Source organism: Pantoea sp. AN62 (assembly GCF_050432985.1).
GTDB classification, from domain to species: Bacteria; Pseudomonadota; Gammaproteobacteria; order Enterobacterales; family Enterobacteriaceae; genus Pantoea; species Pantoea brenneri.
This window is the reverse complement of record NZ_JBNPYB010000020.1, coordinates 16,355-35,700: the sequence shown is the minus strand read 5'-3', so window position 1 is coordinate 35,700 and position 19,346 is coordinate 16,355. Positions and strand designations below refer to the sequence as shown.

Below are 19,346 nucleotides of genomic sequence, written 5' to 3'. Positions count from 1 at the left end.
CTGCCTGCCTTCCCGGCAGGCAACTTGTTATTCAAATTAACTGACGAGGCCCGGCAAAACTGCCGGCTTCTCATTCCCTGCGTAAGAGTTATCATCGTCATTATTGACCCCTTGATGAAAGAGCGAATCATGAACATCGTGCGAGCGAATCCTGAACAACTGTTTGAGTACGGTCCGTTTACCGTACGCCGCCAGCGGCCAGGCGAGGCCTTAAGCCCGCTGGTCAGCGTTGACCTGATGACGCTGAAACTCGATGCACGCATTCCAATGCAGCAACATCGTGATGAAGAGGTCTTTACCTATCTGTGGCGCGGTTCAATGCGCCATCAGGACAGCAACGGCGAAAGCACCTCACTCTCCGCGAAACGGGTGATGCTGGTGAACGCCGGTGAGGGTGTGCAGTATGAAGAGTCGGTTCCGCTGTATGAAGCAGAACTGTTGCAGGCGGTGATCCGGCCGGCTCATCGCGGCGGTGAAGGCATGACGCAAGTGCTGGAACGTGACCAGGGCATTATGGCTAACGGCTGGACCGAACTGGCGGGGCCGGAAACCTCCGATGCGCCGCTGGAACTGCGGCAGGATGCCTATATCTTTGACGCCCTGCTGGAGCGCGGTCATACGCTTGAGGTGCCGTCGCTGCCCGGTTTTGTCGCTTACATTACCGTGCTGGAAGGCGTGATTCGGATCGGTGAGGAGCGGCTGTCGCGCGGTGACGCGGTGAGCGGCGTGGACGAGAACATGGAAATTGTCGGCGATCGCGACGCCAATCTGATCTGCTTCCTGCTCAAACCTGACAGCGCGGCATAACAAAGCGCGGGAACCTTTCCCGCGCTATTTATTTTCGGCTATGTCCGGTCTGCTATTGCGGCTGTTGCTGCTGCATCGCCTTAACCCGCTTAAACGCATGCTTAAACTGGCGAACATCATCGCGTAGCCAGTGACGCTGGGTCAGGGGCGCGTCATCCAGTGCCTGCGGCAACGGCACGCCGGCCAGCGATCCGCGACAGCAAAACGCACGCGCCAGCGCAGGCGTTTCGATGCCGATATACTGCGCAAATTCAGGTAATGTCATTAATGCTGTACTCATTTCCAACCTCCTGAACAACAAATCAGCCTGCATTCTCGGTCCATTTCTTACCGGCATTTATTGATCTGAAACAAGGATGTGTTACTAATCATCTGCCTGCCAATGAAAACAGGTGATCTGCCCTCCACAATCAGACAACGAAGTGAGGATACCGTGCGCCGTTATGGATTGATGAGTCTGCTATTTTTTCCAGCCTTGAGTGGCGCACATACTCTGGTGCCCGGTCAGCCCGTCCCCTCGGTTTATATTGCCGATAAAGGCGAAATGGTGATTGATCAGGGCGATGTAAATTACCAGCGCTGGAATAGCCAGACCCTGACCGGCAAAGTCAGGTTAATTATTCATGTCGCGGGTCGTCTGTCGGCCAAAGAGCAGAGCGCGGGATTAATCGAGGCCATTCAGCAGGCGAATTTACCGCATCAGGGTTTCCAGACCACCACCATCGTCAATACCGATGATGCCCTGCCCGGCAGCAGCCTGTTTGTGGTTCGCAGTATTGCAGCCAGCAAAAAAGCGGCACCGTGGCAGCAGTTTATTATTGATAATAGCGGCGTAACAGCGCACAGCTGGCAGCTAAAACCGGGCAACGCGGCGGTAGCGGTGATTGATCGCCAGGGCATTGTCCGTTTCGCTAAAGATGGCGCATTAAGCGCTGACGAGGTTGCCGGAATAATCAGTCAGCTACGCAGCTTACTCGGATAATTCAGGCTGAATCAGGCGACGCTCAGCGGTGAAAATTCAGGTAAAGAAACGCTGAATGCTGCTGAATTCCCCAACTTTTTCCCGATCCTCAACTATTATTGTTTGAATGGATTGACCCGCCGTTCTTTGAAAACCTGCCAACTATGCTATGGCAGCCGGGGACGATTATTAAAGATGGCATCGAATAATTTCGACCTGCTGTGAATTCCTCTGTAGATAAGGACAGCCTTAATGACGGTCTGCGCAGAAAAACACGTCAATTCCACCCACAGCGATGCAGCACACCTGTTGAATGATATTGAACAACGACTCGATTCTTTATTGCCGGTTGAAGGTGAACGTGATTTTGTTGGTGCGGCAATGCGCGAAGGCGCGCTGGCACCGGGTAAACGTATTCGTCCGATGCTGCTGCTGCTGGCGGCACGCGATCTGGGCTGTGAAGCAAGTCCGCACGGCTTGCTGGATCTCGCCTGCGCGGTAGAGATGGTCCATGCCGCTTCGCTTATTCTGGATGATATGCCCTGCATGGATGACGCGCAGATGCGGCGCGGACGCCCTACCATCCACTGTCAGTATGGCGAACACGTGGCGATTCTGGCGGCGGTCGCGCTGCTGAGTAAAGCCTTTGGGGTGATCGCCACGGCCGAGAGCCTGTCCGCCAGCGCCCGAACCCAGGCGGTGAGTGAACTTTCCCACGCGATTGGCATGCAGGGGTTGGTGCAGGGACAGTTTAAAGATCTCTCGGAAGGCGATAAACCGCGCAGCGCTGATGCCATTCTGATGACCAATCACTTTAAAACCAGCACCCTGTTCTGCGCCTCAATGCAGATAGCCTCGATTGCCGCCGGTGCCTCGGATGAAGTGCGTGAACAGCTGCACCGGTTCTCGCTCAATCTCGGCCAGGCGTTTCAGTTACTGGACGATTTAACCGATGGCATGAGCGATACCGGAAAGGATTGTAACCAGGATGCGGGCAAATCGACGCTGGTCAATCTGCTGGGTGCGCAGGCGGTGGAAAATCACCTGCGCGACCATTTGCGTTGCGCCAGTGAACATCTGTTACTGGCGTGCCAGGACGGCTATGCCACTCAACATTTCATTCAGGCCTGGTTTGAGAAAAAACTCGCTGCCGTCAGTTAAGGATGCTGCATGAGCCACTTTGCGGTGATTGCGCCGCCTTTCTTTAGCCATGTTCGCGCGCTTCAGCATCTCAGCCAGGCCCTGATCGCACGCGGACATCGCGTGACGTTTATCCAGCAGATCGACGTTAAGGCCCTACTGAGCGACAGCGACATCGGTTTTTTCCCGCTGGGATTAGCCAGCCATCCGGCCGGCAGCCTGGCGCATACTCTGCAACTGGCGGCGCATCCGCTGGGTCCATCGATGCTGAAGCTGATCAACGAAATGGCCCGCACCAGCGATATGCTGTGCCGTGAGCTGCCGGTGGTGCTTAACACGCTGGCGGTTGATGGGGTGATCGTCGATCAGATGGAGCCCGCCGGCGCACTGGCAGCCGAAGCGCTGGATCTGCCTTATGTCTCGGTTGCCTGCGCCCTGCCGCTCAACCGTGAAGCTGATTTCCCGCTGGCGGTGATGCCGTTTGACTATGGCACCAGCGATGCGGCACTGGAGCGTTATCGCACCAGTGAAAAAATCTATGACTGGCTGATGCGCCGTCATGACCGGGTTATCGCCCGCAATGCCCATGCGCTGGGATTAGCGCCACGGGAAAAACTGCACCACTGTTTCTCTCCGCTGGCACAGATCAGCCAGTTGATCCCGGCGTTCGACTTTCCGCGTCAGGCGTTACCGGACCATTTCCACGCGGTCGGGCCACTGCGTGCCATTCAGCCGTCGTCTTCCTCTGCGCCGCACTACTTCCCGCACGGCGATAAGCCGCGCATTTTCGCCTCGCTCGGCACGCTGCAGGGACACCGTTACGCTCTGTTCAAAACCATCGTCCGGGCCTGTCAGGAGCTGGATGCACAGCTGCTGCTGGCGCATTGCGGCCGCCTGACGCCGTTTCAGGCGGCGAAACTGGCACGCGCCAGCCAGACGCAGGTGGTGGATTTTACCGATCAGGCGGCGGCGCTTGCGCAGGCCGATCTGGCGATTACCCACGGCGGCATGAATACCGTGCTGGATGCGATTAATCATCTGACCCCGCTGCTGGCGATCCCGCTGGCCTTTGATCAGCCCGGCGTCGCCGCACGCATTGTCTATCACGGTGTGGGACGGCGCGCCTCACGCTTCACCACCAGCCATGCCCTGGCGCGGCAGCTGCAGACGCTGCTGGCTGACGACCGCTACCGGCAGCAGATGCTGCGGATGCGCAACGCCGTGGCCGAAGCCGGCGGCAGCGCGCTGGCGGCAGCGATTGTTGAGCAGGCGGTGCTGACCCGCAGGCCGGTAGTGAGCCGGAGGGATTATGCCGTCGTATGATCTGATTCTGGTCGGCGCCGGCCTGGCTAATGGCTTAATAGCCTTACGTCTGCGCCAGCAGCATCCGTCGCTGCGCATCCTGCTGATTGACGCTGAGCGCCAGCCGGGTGCCGGACATACCTGGTCGTTCCACGCCGAGGATCTCAGCGAAACCCAGCACCGCTGGATCGCCCCACTGGTGGTTCATCACTGGCCGGGTTATCAGGTCCGTTTTCCGCACCGCACCCGCAGCCTCAACAGCGGCTACTTCTGCGTCACAGCGGAACGTTTCGCCGCAGTGATGCACGATCGCTTTCAACAGGATCTGATGCTGGACACCCGGGTGGAAAGCGTGGCCTCACGGTCGGTGACGCTGGCCGATGGCCGGTCGCTGGAGGCCAGCGCGGTAATTGATGGTCGGGGTTATCAGCCGGAGGCGGCATTACGCATGGGGTTTCAGGCGTTTGTCGGTCAGGAGTGGCAACTGAGTCAGCCGCACGGCCTGAGCACGCCGATCATCATGGATGCCACGGTCGATCAACAGGCGGGCTATCGCTTTGTCTACAGCCTGCCATTTTCAGCCGACACCTTACTGATTGAAGATACCCACTATATTGACGATGCCACGCTGAGCGCCGATCGCGCCCGGCAGAATATCCGCGACTACGCTGAACGCCAGGGATGGCAGTTAACGCGACTGCTGCGTGAAGAACAGGGCGCGCTGCCGATTACCCTGACCGGTGACATTGATGCCTTCTGGCAACAGCGCGATCGACCGTGCAGCGGGTTACGCGCCGGTCTGTTCCATCCCACCACCGGCTATTCGTTACCGCTGGCGGTGGCGCTGGCCGATCGGTTATCGCAGATGACGCTGTTTAATTCCGATACCCTGCACGCCACGATTCAGCTCTTCGCCAGCCAGACATGGCAACAGCAGCGCTTCTTTCGCATGCTGAATCGTATGCTTTTTCTGGCCGGTCCGGCCGATAGTCGCTGGCAGGTAATGCAGCGGTTTTACGGTCTGCCCGAGGACCTGATCGCCCGTTTTTATGCGGGAAAACTCACTTTGCCTGATCGGCTGCGCATTTTAAGCGGCAAGCCACCGGTTCCCGTACTGGCGGCGTTACAGGCTATTATGACTCCTCACCGTCAACAGGCGATGCAATGAAAAGAACCACAGTAATTGGTGCAGGCTTTGGTGGCCTGGCGCTGGCAATCCGCCTGCAGGCCGCGGGTATTCCGACAAGACTGCTGGAACAGCGTGATAAGCCGGGCGGCCGCGCCTATGTTTATCAGGATCAGGGTTTTACTTTTGACGCTGGCCCGACGGTGATCACCGATCCCAGCGCGATTGAAGAGCTATTCACCCTGGCCGGCAAAAAGCTGTCCGATTACGTTGAACTGCTGCCGGTTAAACCGTTTTATCGCCTGTGCTGGGAATCCGGCAAGGTGTTCAGCTACGACAACGATCAACCGGCGCTTGAGGCGCAAATTGCCGCCTTTAATCCGCGCGACGTTGAAGGCTATCGCCGCTTTCTGGCTTATTCCCGCGCGGTGTTTGCCGAAGGTTACCTCAGGCTCGGTACCGTGCCGTTTTTATCGTTCCGCGATATGCTGCGCGCCGCGCCACAGCTGGCTAAACTGCAGGCGTGGCGCAGTGTTTACAGTAAAGTGGCGAGCTACATCGAAGATGAACATCTGCGTCAGGCGTTCTCTTTCCACTCGCTGCTGGTTGGCGGTAATCCGTTTGCCACCTCATCAATTTATACCCTGATTCATGCGCTGGAACGTGAATGGGGCGTCTGGTTCCCACGCGGTGGCACCGGCGCGCTGGTGCAGGGCATGGTGAAACTGTTTGAAGATCTGGGCGGTGAAGTGGAACTGAACGCCAGAGTGGCGCGGCTGGAGACGCAGGATAACAGCATTGCCGCCGTACACCTGCAGGATGGACGGGTGTTCCCGACGACCGCCGTCGCCTCAAATGCTGATGTAGTGCATACCTATCTTGATCTGCTGAGTCAGCACCCGGCATCCGCCGCACAGGGCCGGACGCTGCAGGGCAAAAGAATGAGTAACTCGCTGTTTGTGCTCTACTTCGGCCTTAATCATCATCACGATCAGCTCGCCCACCACACCGTTTGCTTCGGCCCACGCTACCGCGAGTTAATCGACGAGATTTTTAATCGCGATGCGCTGGCTGACGACTTTTCGCTCTATCTGCATGCGCCGTGCGTTACCGATCCGTCGCTGGCCCCGCCGGGTTGCGGCAGCTACTACGTGCTGGCACCGGTGCCGCATCTCGGTACGGCCAATCTTGACTGGGCCGTTGAAGGCCCGCGGCTGCGCGATCGCATTTTTGACTATCTTGAGCAGCATTACATGCCGGGTCTGCGCAGCCAGCTGGTCACCCATCGGATGTTCACGCCGTTTGATTTCCGCGATGAGCTGAATGCTTATCAGGGATCGGCCTTCTCGGTGGAACCGATTCTGACTCAGAGCGCCTGGTTCCGGCCGCACAACCGCGATAAGCACATCGACAATCTCTATCTGGTGGGCGCGGGGACGCATCCGGGTGCAGGCATTCCCGGCGTCATTGGTTCGGCTAAAGCAACCGCAGGTTTAATGCTGGAGGATCTGGCTTGAATAATGCGTCATTACTCGATCATGCGGTAGAAACCATGGAGGTGGGATCGAAAAGCTTTGCTACCGCCTCAAAGTTGTTTGATGCCAAAACCCGGCGCAGCGTGCTGATGCTCTACGCCTGGTGCCGCCACTGCGACGACGTGATTGACGATCAGCAGCTGGGTTTCAGTAGCGATTCCCCCTCGCTGCAATCACCCGAGGAGCGACTGGCCCAGCTGGAGATGAAAACGCGCCAGGCCTACGCCGGTTCGCAGATGCATGAGCCGGCGTTTGCCGCTTTTCAGGAGGTGGCCATGGCGCATGATATCCTGCCCGCCTACGCCTTCGATCATCTGGCCGGCTTTGCGATGGATGTGCGTGGCGCTCGTTACCAGACGCTGGATGATACCCTGCGCTACTGCTATCACGTGGCGGGTGTGGTGGGTCTGATGATGGCGCAGATTATGGGAGTACGGGATAACGCTACTCTCGATCGCGCCTGCGATCTGGGCCTCGCCTTTCAGCTGACCAATATTGCGCGTGATATCGTCGACGATGCGCAGGCGGGACGCTGTTATCTGCCGGCGACCTGGCTGGCAGAAGAGGGATTGACGACGGAAAACCTGGCCTCACCGGAACATCGTCAGGCGCTGAGCCGGGTTGCACGGCGGCTGGTGCAGCACGCCGAACCCTATTATCACTCTGCCACGGCGGGCCTGAGCGGATTACCGTTGCGCTCGGCATGGGCGATTGCTACGGCGAAGCAGGTTTATCGTAAGATTGGCATGAAGGTTGATGAAGCGGGTCAGCAGGCGTGGGATCAGCGCCAGTCCACCAGCACACCCGAGAAACTGGCGCTGCTGGTGGCGGCCTCAGGCCAGGCGATTACTTCCCGGCTGGCGCGTCATGCTCCTCGTCCTGCCGATCTGTGGCAGCGCCCGCTTTAGCGCCGTGACGTTCGCGCAGCGTCGCCTGCAGCTTTGACAGCGGCGGCGCATACAGGAAGCCAAACGAGACACAGCCCTCTTTACCGCGCACCGCATGATGCATCCGGTGCGCCATATAGAGTCGGCGGAAATAGCCGCGACGCGGAATGTAGCGGAACGGCCAGCGCTGATGCACCAGCCCGTCATGTACCATGAAATAGAGCAGACCATAAACCGTCATGCCGGCACCAATCCACTGCAGTGGCCAGACGCCAACGCTGCCGAGATAGATCAGTAAAATCGCCAGACCGGCAAACAACACCGCGTAGAGATCGTTGAGTTCAAACCAGCCCTTATGCGGCTCGTGATGTGAAAGATGCCAGCCCCAACCCCAGCCATGCATGATATATCTGTGCGCCAGCGCAGCCGTTATCTCCATCCCGATAACGGTGGCCAGAACAATCAGGGCGTTCCAAATCCACAACATAGTTTCTCCTGAAGCTGCATCCTGCAAAGTGGCGTAAAGGATTAATTTTAACAGAGTTCAGGAAAAACAGCGGCGCCAGGACCCGGCAGCCGCAAACTAATGTCTGACAATCAAAAATCGGCCTTCAGCACAATGCGATAGTGAGCTTTCCCGGCGCGCAAATGGTCGAGCGCCTGATTGATCTGCGACATCGGGAAATACTCCACCACCGGGGCAATATCAGCGCGGGTCGCCAGCTTTAACAGCGCCCGTAGCTGAACCGGTGAACCGGTGGAAGAACCGCTCAGGCTGCGATCGCCCACAATCAGGCTAAAGGCCGGCACGCTGAACGGCGTCATCACCGCACCCAGCGTATGAAATTTTCCATGCGGCGCCAGCGCGCTGAAATAGGGCTGCCAGTCAAGATCGACCGCAACGGTGTTGATGATTAAATCAAACTGTCCCGCCAGCGCCGTCAGCGCCTGAGGATCGCGGCTGTCGACCACCTGGTTTGCCCCCAGCGCCAGTAAGGATGGCGTCTTTTCGCTGCTCGAGGTGAAAGCGGTCACGTCAGCCCCCAGCGCGCGCAGGATTTTGATCGCCATGTGGCCCAACCCGCCGATACCAATCACCCCGACCTGGCTGAGCGCTGAGATGTTGTGCATCAGCAACGGTTTGAATACCGTCATGCCGCCGCACAGCAGCGGGCCTGCGGTGGCGGCATCCAGCGCTTCTGGCAGCGGGATCACCCATTGCCAGTTTGCCCGCAGTCGCTCGGCAAATCCGCCGTGATTATTGATGGTGGAGACTTTGCCGCGACGGCAATTAACCTGATCGCCGCTCAGGCAGGCATCACAGTAATGGCAACTTTTTGCCGTCCAGCCGATGCCGACGCGCTGACCAATATGCAGCCCTTTGTGCTGCGCACCGTCGCCCAATGCCACGATGCGGCCGATCACCTCATGTCCCGCCACCAGCGGATAGGTCGATCCACCCCAGGCATTATCAATCATCGAGAGATCGGAGTGACAGATGCCGCAGTATTCTACCGCGACCTCAGCGTCTTCTGACTGGAGCGGTCCGGGCTGATACTCATAAGGCTGTAGCGCTTCGCCGGGCTGGAGCGCGGCATAACTTTTAATACCCATTCGCATTCCTCAATCAACGGATGAAGGCGTCGCCGGACGATCACAGCGGCAACGCAACCGGCAGCATAGCAACAGGCAGCGGTCATAAACTGCTGTAAATGCGGGGCTTTCATTGGTTAAATGCGGAATTTTTCTGCCGCACAGCGGATGCTGCGCGGTGACAGCTAAAGCGGATCGTGATTGAGAGGTGTCCGGAAAGCATGGCGCGCCGCGGCCATTAGCTGGCTGGCCGTTACGGTAGTCGGTAATCGCATCAGAATTTTAGTCGCCTGCCAGTAACACAGCACCATCATTTCATCCTCCTCTTTCTCAGCCAGTTCACGCAGCCTCGCCCGTAAAGAGAGGACGTTAATCGACTGATGTTCATCCAGCATGTCAGAGATGGTCTGATTAATAATCTGGTGGAGTGTTTTCCAGGAGAGCTCTGTCTGCAAAATTAACCTCTTTTAACGCTTATCGGCTCCGGGCAAATGAACAGCGGAATTTATCGCAGCAACGGGTCTGCAAAGTCATGGCTCTAAAGTCTGGTGATAACTATAGCTGTTTCTGCACGCTTGCGCCGGGCTACACCGTCAGAATTCTAAAAGCCGACAAGTTTAAATGTTTTTGGCCATTTTTGTCTCGTTTTAACCCGCCCGAGCCGTTCGACTGTCGATTTTTTTAACAGTGGTGGCGACAGGTTAACTGGCTGATGTGCCGGGGATTTTGCTATGTCCGCCTCCCTTTCTAGACGATTCGCCGCAGATCGGCACGAGGTTTAGCCACAGCGTCAGGATTTAGCGTCATTTGACAGCACTTTAGTCGCAGACAGCGGCAATCAGACTGAGTCTATCGCTTACTGATCCGCCCGGACGTCAGATCCATTATTCGCTATGGATTTGTTTATATAGCGATGCAGCCATCCATCTTATCTGTCCGGATTGGTCGGTCCGGAGCCGGCCTGTTACGGCCAGTAATGCGATCCAGTCACGCTTAATCGGCTGCATGATGGATTCAGGACCAGGCGACGGGCGAATTCGGTATCGTGATGATTTTTGCCTGTTTTACGCCGGAGATGCCGGTTAAGCTGTACCACAATTTGCAGAATGATGGCGTGGATGCAGTCTGTGTCCTGCTGTGGTTACTGCTGCTTACCTTACCGCTCCCGCTGGCCTGCTTCGCGCTTACCCGACGTCAGGCGCAAAACAGCCGTCAGCGGCAACCCTGAATCGAGGATTTTCTGATGGCAATGACGCTGGAACAACTGCAAGACAAATACCCGGATGCCAACGCGGCATCGCTCGGTGACTCCCCGGAACTCGCCAGCCAGCTGGCGACGCTGGTCATTGCCGGTAAGAAAGTAGCCAGCTGCGGTTCGCTGCACAGCTGGCAGGATGATGAGGATAAACCTGAGCCGGGCCGTTACAGCATTATCCTCAACGGCGAGCAGCGGCCGGTATGTGTGATCCGTACCACCGGGCTGTTCCTGACGCGCTTTGACCGCGTGACGCCTGAAATGGCGATGCTGGAAGGCGAAGGCGATCTCAGCCTGGAATACTGGCAGCAGGAGCATCAGCGCTTTTTCCAGCGCGAAGGTTATTTCCATCCGGAAATGGAACTGGTGTTTGAAACCTTCCAGCTGGTCGAAGTGATCTGAACCGCTCCGGCCAACCCACGCTACAGGCTGTTTGCCGCCATCAGCGCCAGCCGTGAACAACCGCGCGCCGTCAGGATCTCAGCCGCCTGGGCGGCGCGCATTCCGCTGGCGCACACCAGTACGATGCGTTTATCTGCCGGCGGCTGCCAGTCCGCTATCTGCTGCGGCAGGATCCGCAGCACCTGCTCTGCCACGCTGACCGGCGCTTCATCCCGGCTGCGCAATTCCACGATACAGTCATTGGCGGTCAGCATCGGCGGATCGATAAACGGCACGCCAGCACTTTCCGGTTCCGGCGCATCATCAAAACGAAACTGTCGCAGGTGCCAGTTGATGAAATCACAGTGGATCATGCAGCCAAGCGGTGACGGCGTCAGTTTCAGCAACAGGCTGAGCGCCATCTGCGCCTGTAACGCGCCCAGCGTGGCCACCGCCGGTCCCATCACCCCGGCCGTGTTGCAATTGCCCGCCGCGGTCGGCAGTTGCGGAAACAGTGCGCGATAGCCTGGCGCACCGCCGCAAAAGCTGCCGACGTAGCCTTTGCGGCCCAGTACGGACGCACAGACCAGCGGCAGACCGCGCGGCAGACAGGCGTCCGACAGCTGATAGGTGATAGCGAAATTGTCAGCCGCGTCGATCACCAGGTCGATGGCGTCGAGGGCGTCCGGCAGCAGGCTGGTACTCAGCACCTGCGGGCGGGCGTCGACCTCGCAGTCAGGATTACGCTGAAGCAGCACGCGCCGGGCGGCTGAAACTTTTGCCTCACCAATATCCGCCATGCCGAACAAAGTCTGGCGGTGCAGATTATGCAGCTCAACCCGATCGCCATCGTAGAGACGGATAAAACCCACGCCCGCCCCGGCCAGCAACGGCAGCACGGTTGAACCGAGTCCCCCCGCGCCGACCACCAGCACCCGCGCCGCACGTAAGCGCTGCTGCCCCACCTCACCGATCTCCGGCAGTATGGTTTGTCGCTGATAACGATCCATCACCTCTCCTTAGCTGAACTGTGCCAGCCCAAAAATCGGGGTTGATGCCGCGGCCATATCACGTTGCTCCATCAGACCCGCCTGAAACGCCTGGTGACCGGCATCAATGGCGGCTGCGAACGCAGCGGCCATGCGCACCGGATCGCGCGCCTTCGCCACGGCGGTATTCAGCAGAATGCCATCGAAGCCCATCTCCATCGCCTGCGCTGCCTGCGAAGGCGCGCCGATACCGGCATCAATAATCAGCGGCACATCGTTGAACCAGGCCCGCATACTGCGCAGTCCCTCGATATTACGCAGCCCCTGCCCTGAGCCAATCGGCGCGCCCCACGGCATCAGCACTTCGCAGCCAGCCTCAAGCAGTTTTTCGCCAACAATCAGATCTTCGGTGGTGTAGGGAAAGACCTGGAAACCGTCAGCGCAGAGAATACGTGCCGCCTCAACCAGGGCGAACGGATCGGGTTGCAGGGTATCGGCGTGACCAATCACCTCCAGCTTGATCCACGGCGTGCCGAACAGTTCGCGGGCCATCTGCGCGGTGGTTACTGCCTCTTTCACGGTGTGGCAACCGGCGGTATTAGGCAGAATGCGGGTGTTGAGCTGTTGCAACAGCTCACGGAAAGCGCCGCCCGCGCTGCCCTCGCGCCGCAGACTGACCGTAATAATCTCTGCGCCTGAGGTCTCAATCGCCTGTTGCAGGATCGCGGGCGACGGATAGCCTGCCGTGCCCAGCAAAAATCGTGATGATGGGGTGTGTTGATAAAACATGGTTATCCTCCCTGCATCGGTGACAGCACTTCGATCTGGTTACCCGCCGCAAGCGACTGGCTGGCATAGCGGGCGCGCGGTACAAATTCACCGTTGAGCGCCGTCGCGACCGTGGCGGGATCGATCTGCTGCTCCTGCAACAGTTCGTCCAGCGTGCGCGCCGTGGTATCAATGACACGTCCATTCAGTTCAATCCGCATGAATCACCTCCTGAGTCAGTTGCTGCATTAATTGTTCCGCCATCAGCGGTGCCAGCAGGAAACCGTGGCGATAGAGTCCGTTGAGCGAGAAGACCCCGTTTTCGTAGCGCACTTCCGGCAGATTATGGCGGTAAGCCGGTCGCAGCCCGGTGCCGCTCTCCAGCACGCGCGCCTCGGCCAGCGCCGGATGCAGAGACCAGGCGGCGCTGAGCAGTTCCATCATCGCGCGCGCGCTGATCGGGCTGCTGTCGTGGCTCTCAACCATGGTGGCGCCCAGCATGAAAATACCGTCGGCACGCGGTACCAGATAACAGGGAAAACGCGGATGGAGCAGGCGGACGGGTCGGGAGAGATGCAGTTCAGGCGCGTGCAGGATCAGCATTTCGCCGCGCACCGCACGCAGCGCCGGTTGTGCCGCGACGGCGTGAATACCGCGGCAGTCAATAATCTGACCTCCGGGCGCGCCGGGATGAAACGGCACATCAGCCTGGCGCAAACGTTGCGCCAGTTGCCGCAGCGCCTGGCGCGGATCAAGGTGGGCTTCGGCGGCAAAAAACAGGCCACGGGCAAAGCGATTTTCCAGCGCCGGTTCGACCTCGCCCGGAACCACCCACTGATGATTATGGGTCAGACTGGCGAAGCGGGTCAGCTCGCGACTGTCGCGCGGCGGTGCCACCACCAGCGTCCCGTGCTGCGTCACGCCTTCAATGCGTTTCGCCCACCAGGCCGCCGAATGCTGGCCCCACTCAATCACCTGCGGCGGCGCACTTTCCGCTTCGCACCAGGGTGCCAGCATGCCGCCCGCCCAGTGGGAGGCTGCACGGACGTCGGACCGGGTAATCACTTCAACCTTTTCGCCCCGCTCTGCCAGTAGCGTGGCGACACACAGCCCGGCCACGCCGCTGCCGAGTACCGACCAGCGGCTCATGTTGCCCACCGGGCGGGCGTCGCGTCATTCAGGATAGGATGGTTCATAGTGGCCTCGTCGTAACTACGCGAAGACCCGGGATACCAGAAGGGAAAAAGGCGAGAGCATGAATGGCGATGCCCTTGCGGCAAGCATCTGCAGAGAGCGGATGCCCGTCTTCCTACGCCAGTATCAACTGGGTCAGGTTCGAAGGGTCGCTAAGCCGCGCAGTGCGCTATTAGCCTCTCAGTCTCTCTGGCGAGACTCCCCTGACGGGTTCTAGTTTTAAGTTAAGCGGGCAGGTTCGTCAAGTGAAGAGGCGATGATCAACCGTCCTGAAAATGGCTGAATTCATTAATTGTCATGGCATTATCCAGCACCCTCAGCCGCAGCCTGATCCGATCAATATCCTTTGCCTGCAGACCGCTGGTGTCACCTTTTTCGTATAGTCTCTGCAATCCCTTATGCTTCCGGCTTTTAATCACGCCTGTTTCTCAACGGGAAACAAGAGAGTGTTTCCCTTCAGGCAACAAAATTGCGTGACCAGCCCAATGATGAGCGGTCCGAAAGGAGTATCAATAGCTGAAATGGTGGCGTCCAGTGCGGTGTGTCATGGCCGGCAGTAACGCAGAGCGGCCGCTGAAAGTGGTCTGACGCAATGTCTGCTCCTTTCAGCGGCCCACAGGCTTAACCCGCATTACGCTCAAAGTGGCTGTTCACAAAGGCGCGACAGCGCGGCGAGAGGGGATCGAGGAATACCTGTTCCGGCGCGCCGGACTCTTCAATCATGCCCTGATGCAGAAAAATCGCTTTGTTGGAGACTTCCCGCGCAAAGCCCATCTCATGGGTCACGATGATCATGGTACGTCCCTCTTCCGCCAGGCTACGGATCACCCGCAGCACTTCCCCCACCAGTTCGGGATCGAGCGCGGAAGTCGGCTCATCAAACAGAATCGCTTTCGGCTGCTGCGCCAGCGCCCGGGCAATCGCCACGCGCTGCTGCTGACCGCCGGAAAGTTGCGATGGCCAGGCATCGCGCTTTGCATACAACCCCACCTTATGCAGCAACGCTTCAGCCTCTTCCAGCGCCTCTTTGTGACTGCGTTTCTGCACGTGAATCGGTGCTTCAATGATGTTCTGCATCACCGTCTTGTGCGGCCACAGGTTGAAACTCTGGAACACAAAGCCGAGCTGCATCCGCATCAGTTTGATACGGCGACGCTGCTCGCGGTTCAGTTTTTCGTCGGCGTTATCCAGCGTAACCGATACCTCGCCGACCGCAATTTCCCCCGCCTGCGGCACTTCAAGGAACGGTATACAGCGCAGCAGGGTGCTTTTGCCGGAGCCGCTGGCGCCAATTAGCGAAATCACATCGCCATCCTGCGCCGTCAGGCTGATGTCATGCAGCACTTCATGTCCCGCATAACTCTTTCTGAGATGACTCAGCATGATTGTCGGTGCCGTCATGAGCGCGCTCCAAAGTAGTAAGGTGAGAGTCGACGTTCCAGCATCGACACGCCTTTGCTGACCAGCATGGTCAGTATCAGGTAAATCACCGCGGCACTGAGGAACACCTCCAGCGCCCGAAAAGTCGACGAGACTATCGAATCGGCAATCCCGGTCATCTCCATCAGGCTGATGGTGCTGACCAGTGAGGTGGCTTTAATCATCGAGATAATTTCGTTGCTGTAGGCCGGTAACGCCTGGCGAATGGCGATCGGTAAGGTAATGCGGGTGAAGATTTTGTGTGATGCCATACCGGAAACTTTTGCCGCCTCCAGCGATTGCGTACTGACGGCGCGCAGCCCGCCCCGCAGAATCTCAGAGGTGTAGGCGGCATCGTTGAGGATCAGCGCCAGCAAGCCGCACCAGTAGGGATCGCGTAGCAGCGGCCAGAACAGGCTTTCGCGCACTGCCGGTAAGCTGCCGAGTCCGTAATAGACCATGAAAATCTGGATTAACAGCGGCGTACCGCGAAACAGCCAGACATAGAAACGACAGAACAGGCTGCCGACCCGCGTCATGCGCAGCAGATTGAGCAGCAGCGCCAGCAGGCCACCGCCCAGCAGCGATAACAGCGCGAGGTTAACCGTCAGCGGCAACCCTTTCAGCAGCGCCAGCAAGGTTTGCTGTAAAAAAGTGATATCCACGTGGACTCCTTACGCCTTCACGCGTTGTTGACCGCGCATCGCAAATTTTTCCACGTAGCGGAAAACCATGTCAGAACAGGTGGTGATGATCAGGTAGATCACCGCGCCGACGCTGTAGAAGAAAAACGACATCTGAGTGGAGTTAGCCGCAGTTGACACCTGATTCATGGTTTCTACCAGTCCGGTGACCGACACCAGTGCCGACTCTTTGATCACCGATTGCCACTGATTGCCCATTCCCGGCAGCGCGGTGCGCAATGCCTGCGGCACAATAATGCGGCGGAACATCATTAAGCGCCCCATACCGGTGACCGTCGCCGCTTCCAGCGTGCCCTTCGGGATGGCGTAGAACGCGCCGCGAAACACGCCGCTCTGATAGGCACCGGAAATCAGCCCGATGGCAATCGCGCCGGCCACAAAGCCGTTCACATCAAACGGGCCCTGCAAACCCAGCGCGGTGCCGACGGTCGAGACCACCTGTCGCCCACCGAAATAGAACAGGTAGATCACCAGCAGCTCAGGCACGCCGCGAAACAGGGTGATGTAGCTGGCCGCCAGCCGCTGTTGCCAGCGCGAGCCGGCAATCTGCATCCAGCACAGCACGCTGCCGAGCACCGCGCCCAGCAACCAGGCACAGAGTGATACCGTGACGGTGACGGCAGCGGCGCTCAGCAGTACCCCGCCCCATCCTTCGTCGCCAAAGCCCAGTATCTGCCAGTCGATATCCATCAACATCAGCGGTTACGCTTTGGGCGCGACGTCTTCGCCGAACCACTTAATTGACAGTTTGCTCAGCGTGCCGTCTTTGATCATTGAGTCCAGCGCCTGATTCAGCGCCTGCTGCAGCTCACTGTTGCCTTTGCGCAGACCAATAGCCGATCCCGCCCCCAGTACGCCGCCGGAGAAGCCGTAGCCGCTGCTGCTGATCGCCTCAGCGTGTTTTTTCACAAAGGCGTTAAGGTTAGTTCGGGAGGCCATCACCGCGTCGACCCGACCATTCATCAGGTCAGCGAAGGTTTCCGGACCAGCCTGATAGGTGCGGATGGTGGCCACATCGCCAAGGTATTTTTGCAGGAAATCGGCCTGAATAGTGGCGACCTGCACCGCGATGGTTTTACCTTTAAAGCTGGTTTTCAGATCCTCAATCGCTTTTTTCATGCCCGCTTCATCATCCGCGGTAACCACCGTGCCGCTGCCTGGCAGCGTTGCCAGCGGCGAGGATTTAGAGGTGACAAAACTGGAGACGCTGACGGTGTACTGATGGGTAAAGTCGATCGCTTCGGCGCGCTTAGGCGTGACGGTGACCGCATCAATCACCGCATCATATTTACCGTCAATCAGGCCCGGGATCATACCTGACCATTTCTGGGCGATGATTTCATATTTAAAACCGGCGCGCTTAGCCAGCTCCGCCACCATATCCGGCTCGTAACCGACAATTTTGCCGCTCGGCGTGGTCTGGTTAAACGGTGGATAAGCCGCCTCGGTGGCGAATTTCAGGGTGCCAAAATCTTTTGCCTGGCTGACCACGGAGGTTGCCAGCAGCGCCACGGTCAGGGAAGCCGCAAACAGACGGTTGTGCATCATCATAGAAACCTCATTTTATTATTAAGAGAGCAGCTCAATGGCAAGGCGGCTCAGCGCCTGCGTCCCGGCGGCAATGCTGCGTTCATCCGGTTGATAGTCGGAGTTATGCAGGTGATCGTCACGGCCCGGCGTGGCAGAACCAATGTGGATCTGACAACCCGGAGCCCGTTCGGTAAACAGCGAGAAATCTTCAGCGCCAAAACTGTCGCTGGGCTGCGCGATAATCGGCTTATCAAACTGGTGCGACAGGATCGGTTCCAGCGCATCAATCAGGCGATCGTCATTCATCAACGGCGGGACGCCACGCTGGAAATTGACCTCCACACGCACGTTCTGGGCCAGCGCCACGCCCTCGCACATCCGCTTAAACGCGGCTTCCATGTCGGCACGCACCGCCGGCGATTTCGTGCGGATGGTGCCCTGAAACAGGCAGCTGTCGGGGATAATGTTGTGGGTAGTGCCGCCCTGAATATGACCGATGGTCAACACCGCGGAGTGGGCCGGATCGCGTTCACGCGAAATGATGGTTTGTAGCTGACTGATGAGATGCACGGTAGCGATAATCGGATCGCTGCCCATGTGCGGACGGGCGGCGTGGGTCGATACGCCATGCACCGTCACGTCGAATTCGTCACTGGAGGCGGTGCTGGCACCACGGGTCAGCGCCACTTCTCCAGCCGCCAGTTCCGGCTTGTTGTGCAGGGTGATTGCCCAGTCGATGCCCTCTGCCGCACCATCGGCGATCATCGCCTGCGCGCCGCTGTCAGGCGTCTCTTCGGCCGGCTGGAAAATCAACCGCACCGTCCCTTTCAGCTGCTGACGATAATGTGGCAGGATCGCCGCCACGCCAAGCAGGGTGGCCGTGTGGATATCGTGTCCGCAGGCGTGCATTTTGCCGGGCCAGACGCTGGCAAAAGGCAGTCCGGTCTGTTCATGGATCGGTAAAGCATCCATATCAGCGCGCAGCAGCAGGGTTTTACCCGGCTCTGCACCCTGGATATCCACCATCACGCCGCTGCGGCCGATACCGGTTTTTGGCGTCAGCCCCAGCGCCTGCAACTGTTGCGTCACCAGGCTGGCGGTACGCAGCGTATCGAAACCTAATTCCGGGTGGGCATGAATATCACGTCGAATCGCCACTAAATGGGATTCCAGTTGTTCTGTTCTGGCTTTTATTTCCCTGGCCAGCAGTGCTTTATCCTGATTCATAGCAGCCCCGGCAATATTGGGTCGGCATCGTAATGCAGACTCTTTTTTTATGTGATCATGATTTCTGGTATTTGCGACCGTTTATTTATTCACAGCATGGCGCAGAAAGCAACGCGCAAAAGCCGGCCGAAGCCGGTTTAAAATCAATGAGATAGGAATAACCATAGGAAGATTGAATGAGAAGCGGGCGGATCAGCAATAATATTAATAATCCGCCAGATGAAATTACTTTCACTACTTATCGGCAGCAGAAAGTCGCTTAGTGATTCAGCTAAATTAAAAGAGTCATTACTATTTCCGCTCATTTCCCGGCTGTTCATCAGTAATAAAACCCCGCAGTTGAGCAGAGCTTCAGCGCTGACCTGCTTAGCCACTGTACGAAGTGGTGTCACCCTATCCGCTATCGAATCCCGATCGGCCCTGACAGCGCAACCGCCCTGCAGGCTGGCGCTGACCATCAGTGCGAGGGTTGGTGAGGCGAACATGGAGAGCTCCTGAGTCGATACTGAATTGCGACCACATTATTAA

Annotated in this window: 22 protein-coding genes, 1 pseudogene and 1 riboswitch; of the genes and pseudogenes, 9 read left to right on the top strand and 14 right to left on the bottom strand. The window is 58.1% G+C overall.

Going from position 1 to position 19,346, the window contains the following annotated elements:
* Positions 1–129 precede the first annotated feature (129 nt).
* Positions 130–807, top strand: a complete 678-nt coding sequence (locus tag FHW04_RS20655) for a pirin family protein (RefSeq protein ID WP_089562284.1) — start codon at positions 130–132, stop codon at positions 805–807.
* A 52-nt stretch (positions 808–859) separates the two neighbouring features.
* Here the strand turns inward: FHW04_RS20655 and FHW04_RS20650 are convergent, their stop codons facing one another.
* Positions 860–1,087 carry a hypothetical protein gene (locus FHW04_RS20650; protein WP_031377559.1) on the bottom strand — a complete coding sequence of 76 codons (228 nt, stop codon included), beginning with the start codon at positions 1,085–1,087 and terminating at the stop codon, positions 860–862.
* 171 nt (positions 1,088–1,258) lie between these two features.
* On the opposite strand from FHW04_RS20650, the gene FHW04_RS20645 reads away from it, so the two are divergent.
* The 6 genes from FHW04_RS20645 to crtB all read left to right on the top strand — a co-directional run bounded on the left by FHW04_RS20645 (position 1,259) and on the right by crtB (position 7,779).
* The gene (locus FHW04_RS20645) at positions 1,259–1,789 is read left to right on the top strand and encodes a YtfJ family protein (RefSeq protein ID WP_089562283.1); all 531 of its coding nucleotides are present in this window, start codon (positions 1,259–1,261) and stop codon (positions 1,787–1,789) included.
* 231 nt (positions 1,790–2,020) lie between these two features.
* On the top strand, positions 2,021–2,929 hold the full coding sequence (locus tag FHW04_RS20640; protein ID WP_089562282.1) for a polyprenyl synthetase family protein: 909 nt from the start codon (positions 2,021–2,023) through the stop codon (positions 2,927–2,929).
* A 9-nt stretch (positions 2,930–2,938) separates the two neighbouring features.
* The gene (locus tag FHW04_RS20635) at positions 2,939–4,231 is read left to right on the top strand and encodes a glycosyltransferase (RefSeq protein WP_089562281.1); all 1,293 of its coding nucleotides are present in this window, start codon (positions 2,939–2,941) and stop codon (positions 4,229–4,231) included.
* Positions 4,218–5,378 (top strand): lycopene beta-cyclase CrtY, encoded by a 1,161-nt coding sequence (crtY, locus tag FHW04_RS20630; protein ID WP_031377590.1) that lies wholly within the window; start codon positions 4,218–4,220, stop codon positions 5,376–5,378. Before FHW04_RS20635 ends, crtY begins: the two co-directional genes overlap by 14 nt.
* Entirely contained in the window at positions 5,375–6,853 is a 1,479-nt protein-coding gene (locus tag FHW04_RS20625) for a phytoene desaturase (protein ID WP_031377562.1), read from the top strand. The genes crtY and FHW04_RS20625 overlap by 4 nt, the downstream gene beginning before the upstream one ends.
* Positions 6,850–7,779, top strand: a complete 930-nt coding sequence (gene crtB, locus FHW04_RS20620) for a 15-cis-phytoene synthase CrtB (RefSeq protein WP_089562280.1) — start codon at positions 6,850–6,852, stop codon at positions 7,777–7,779. The genes FHW04_RS20625 and crtB overlap by 4 nt, the downstream gene beginning before the upstream one ends.
* Here the strand turns inward: crtB and FHW04_RS20615 are convergent.
* The 3 genes from FHW04_RS20615 to FHW04_RS20605 form a co-directional block, all read right to left on the bottom strand.
* Positions 7,718–8,245 carry a sterol desaturase family protein gene (locus tag FHW04_RS20615; protein WP_069729139.1) on the bottom strand — a complete coding sequence of 176 codons (528 nt, stop codon included), beginning with the start codon at positions 8,243–8,245 and terminating at the stop codon, positions 7,718–7,720. The genes crtB and FHW04_RS20615 overlap by 62 nt on opposite strands.
* Before the next feature lie 110 nt (positions 8,246–8,355).
* Entirely contained in the window at positions 8,356–9,372 is a 1,017-nt protein-coding gene (ahr, locus tag FHW04_RS20610) for an NADPH-dependent aldehyde reductase Ahr (protein WP_031377565.1), read from the bottom strand.
* A gap of 164 nt (positions 9,373–9,536) precedes the next feature.
* The gene (locus FHW04_RS20605) at positions 9,537–9,806 is read right to left on the bottom strand and encodes a hypothetical protein (RefSeq protein ID WP_031377566.1); all 270 of its coding nucleotides are present in this window, start codon (positions 9,804–9,806) and stop codon (positions 9,537–9,539) included.
* Positions 9,807–10,375: 569 nt separating this feature from the next.
* Between FHW04_RS20605 and FHW04_RS20600 the strand changes: the two are divergent.
* Positions 10,376–10,579 (top strand): annotated as a pseudogene (locus FHW04_RS20600) (sulfate ABC transporter permease); the annotation flags it as partial.
* A 15-nt stretch (positions 10,580–10,594) separates the two neighbouring features.
* Complete coding sequence (locus FHW04_RS20595; protein ID WP_031377568.1) at positions 10,595–11,008, top strand: ASCH domain-containing protein; 414 nt, start codon at positions 10,595–10,597, stop codon at positions 11,006–11,008.
* Positions 11,009–11,028: 20 nt separating this feature from the next.
* On the opposite strand, the gene FHW04_RS20590 is transcribed toward FHW04_RS20595, so the two are convergent.
* The 10 genes from FHW04_RS20590 to FHW04_RS20545 form a co-directional block, all read right to left on the bottom strand.
* Positions 11,029–11,997 carry a HesA/MoeB/ThiF family protein gene (locus FHW04_RS20590; RefSeq protein WP_089562279.1) on the bottom strand — a complete coding sequence of 323 codons (969 nt, stop codon included), beginning with the start codon at positions 11,995–11,997 and terminating at the stop codon, positions 11,029–11,031.
* A gap of 9 nt (positions 11,998–12,006) precedes the next feature.
* A complete protein-coding gene (locus FHW04_RS20585; RefSeq protein ID WP_031377570.1) occupies positions 12,007–12,765 on the bottom strand; it encodes a thiazole synthase in 759 nt (252 codons plus the stop codon).
* 2 nt (positions 12,766–12,767) lie between these two features.
* Positions 12,768–12,965, bottom strand: coding sequence for a sulfur carrier protein ThiS (gene thiS / locus FHW04_RS20580; RefSeq protein ID WP_031377571.1), 198 nt, complete (start codon positions 12,963–12,965; stop codon positions 12,768–12,770).
* Positions 12,955–13,893: an FAD-dependent oxidoreductase gene (locus FHW04_RS20575; protein WP_069729135.1), complete on the bottom strand. Its 939-nt coding sequence runs from the start codon at positions 13,891–13,893 to the stop codon at positions 12,955–12,957. The genes thiS and FHW04_RS20575 overlap by 11 nt, the downstream gene beginning before the upstream one ends.
* Before the next feature lie 140 nt (positions 13,894–14,033).
* Positions 14,034–14,153: riboswitch (TPP riboswitch) on the bottom strand.
* Between the two features lie 406 nt (positions 14,154–14,559).
* The gene (locus FHW04_RS20570) at positions 14,560–15,339 is read right to left on the bottom strand and encodes an ATP-binding cassette domain-containing protein (protein WP_089562278.1); all 780 of its coding nucleotides are present in this window, start codon (positions 15,337–15,339) and stop codon (positions 14,560–14,562) included.
* Positions 15,336–16,022 carry an ABC transporter permease gene (locus FHW04_RS20565; protein WP_069729134.1) on the bottom strand — a complete coding sequence of 229 codons (687 nt, stop codon included), beginning with the start codon at positions 16,020–16,022 and terminating at the stop codon, positions 15,336–15,338. The genes FHW04_RS20570 and FHW04_RS20565 overlap by 4 nt, the downstream gene beginning before the upstream one ends.
* 9 nt (positions 16,023–16,031) lie before the next feature.
* Complete coding sequence (locus tag FHW04_RS20560) at positions 16,032–16,757, bottom strand: ABC transporter permease (protein ID WP_179420104.1); 726 nt, start codon at positions 16,755–16,757, stop codon at positions 16,032–16,034.
* Between the two features lie 6 nt (positions 16,758–16,763).
* Positions 16,764–17,612 carry a transporter substrate-binding domain-containing protein gene (locus FHW04_RS20555; RefSeq protein WP_031377577.1) on the bottom strand — a complete coding sequence of 283 codons (849 nt, stop codon included), beginning with the start codon at positions 17,610–17,612 and terminating at the stop codon, positions 16,764–16,766.
* A gap of 18 nt (positions 17,613–17,630) precedes the next feature.
* Positions 17,631–18,818 carry a M20 metallopeptidase family protein gene (locus FHW04_RS20550; RefSeq protein WP_031377578.1) on the bottom strand — a complete coding sequence of 396 codons (1,188 nt, stop codon included), beginning with the start codon at positions 18,816–18,818 and terminating at the stop codon, positions 17,631–17,633.
* A gap of 143 nt (positions 18,819–18,961) precedes the next feature.
* On the bottom strand, positions 18,962–19,303 hold the full coding sequence (locus tag FHW04_RS20545; protein ID WP_089562276.1) for a hypothetical protein: 342 nt from the start codon (positions 19,301–19,303) through the stop codon (positions 18,962–18,964).
* Positions 19,304–19,346: the final 43 nt, after the last annotated feature.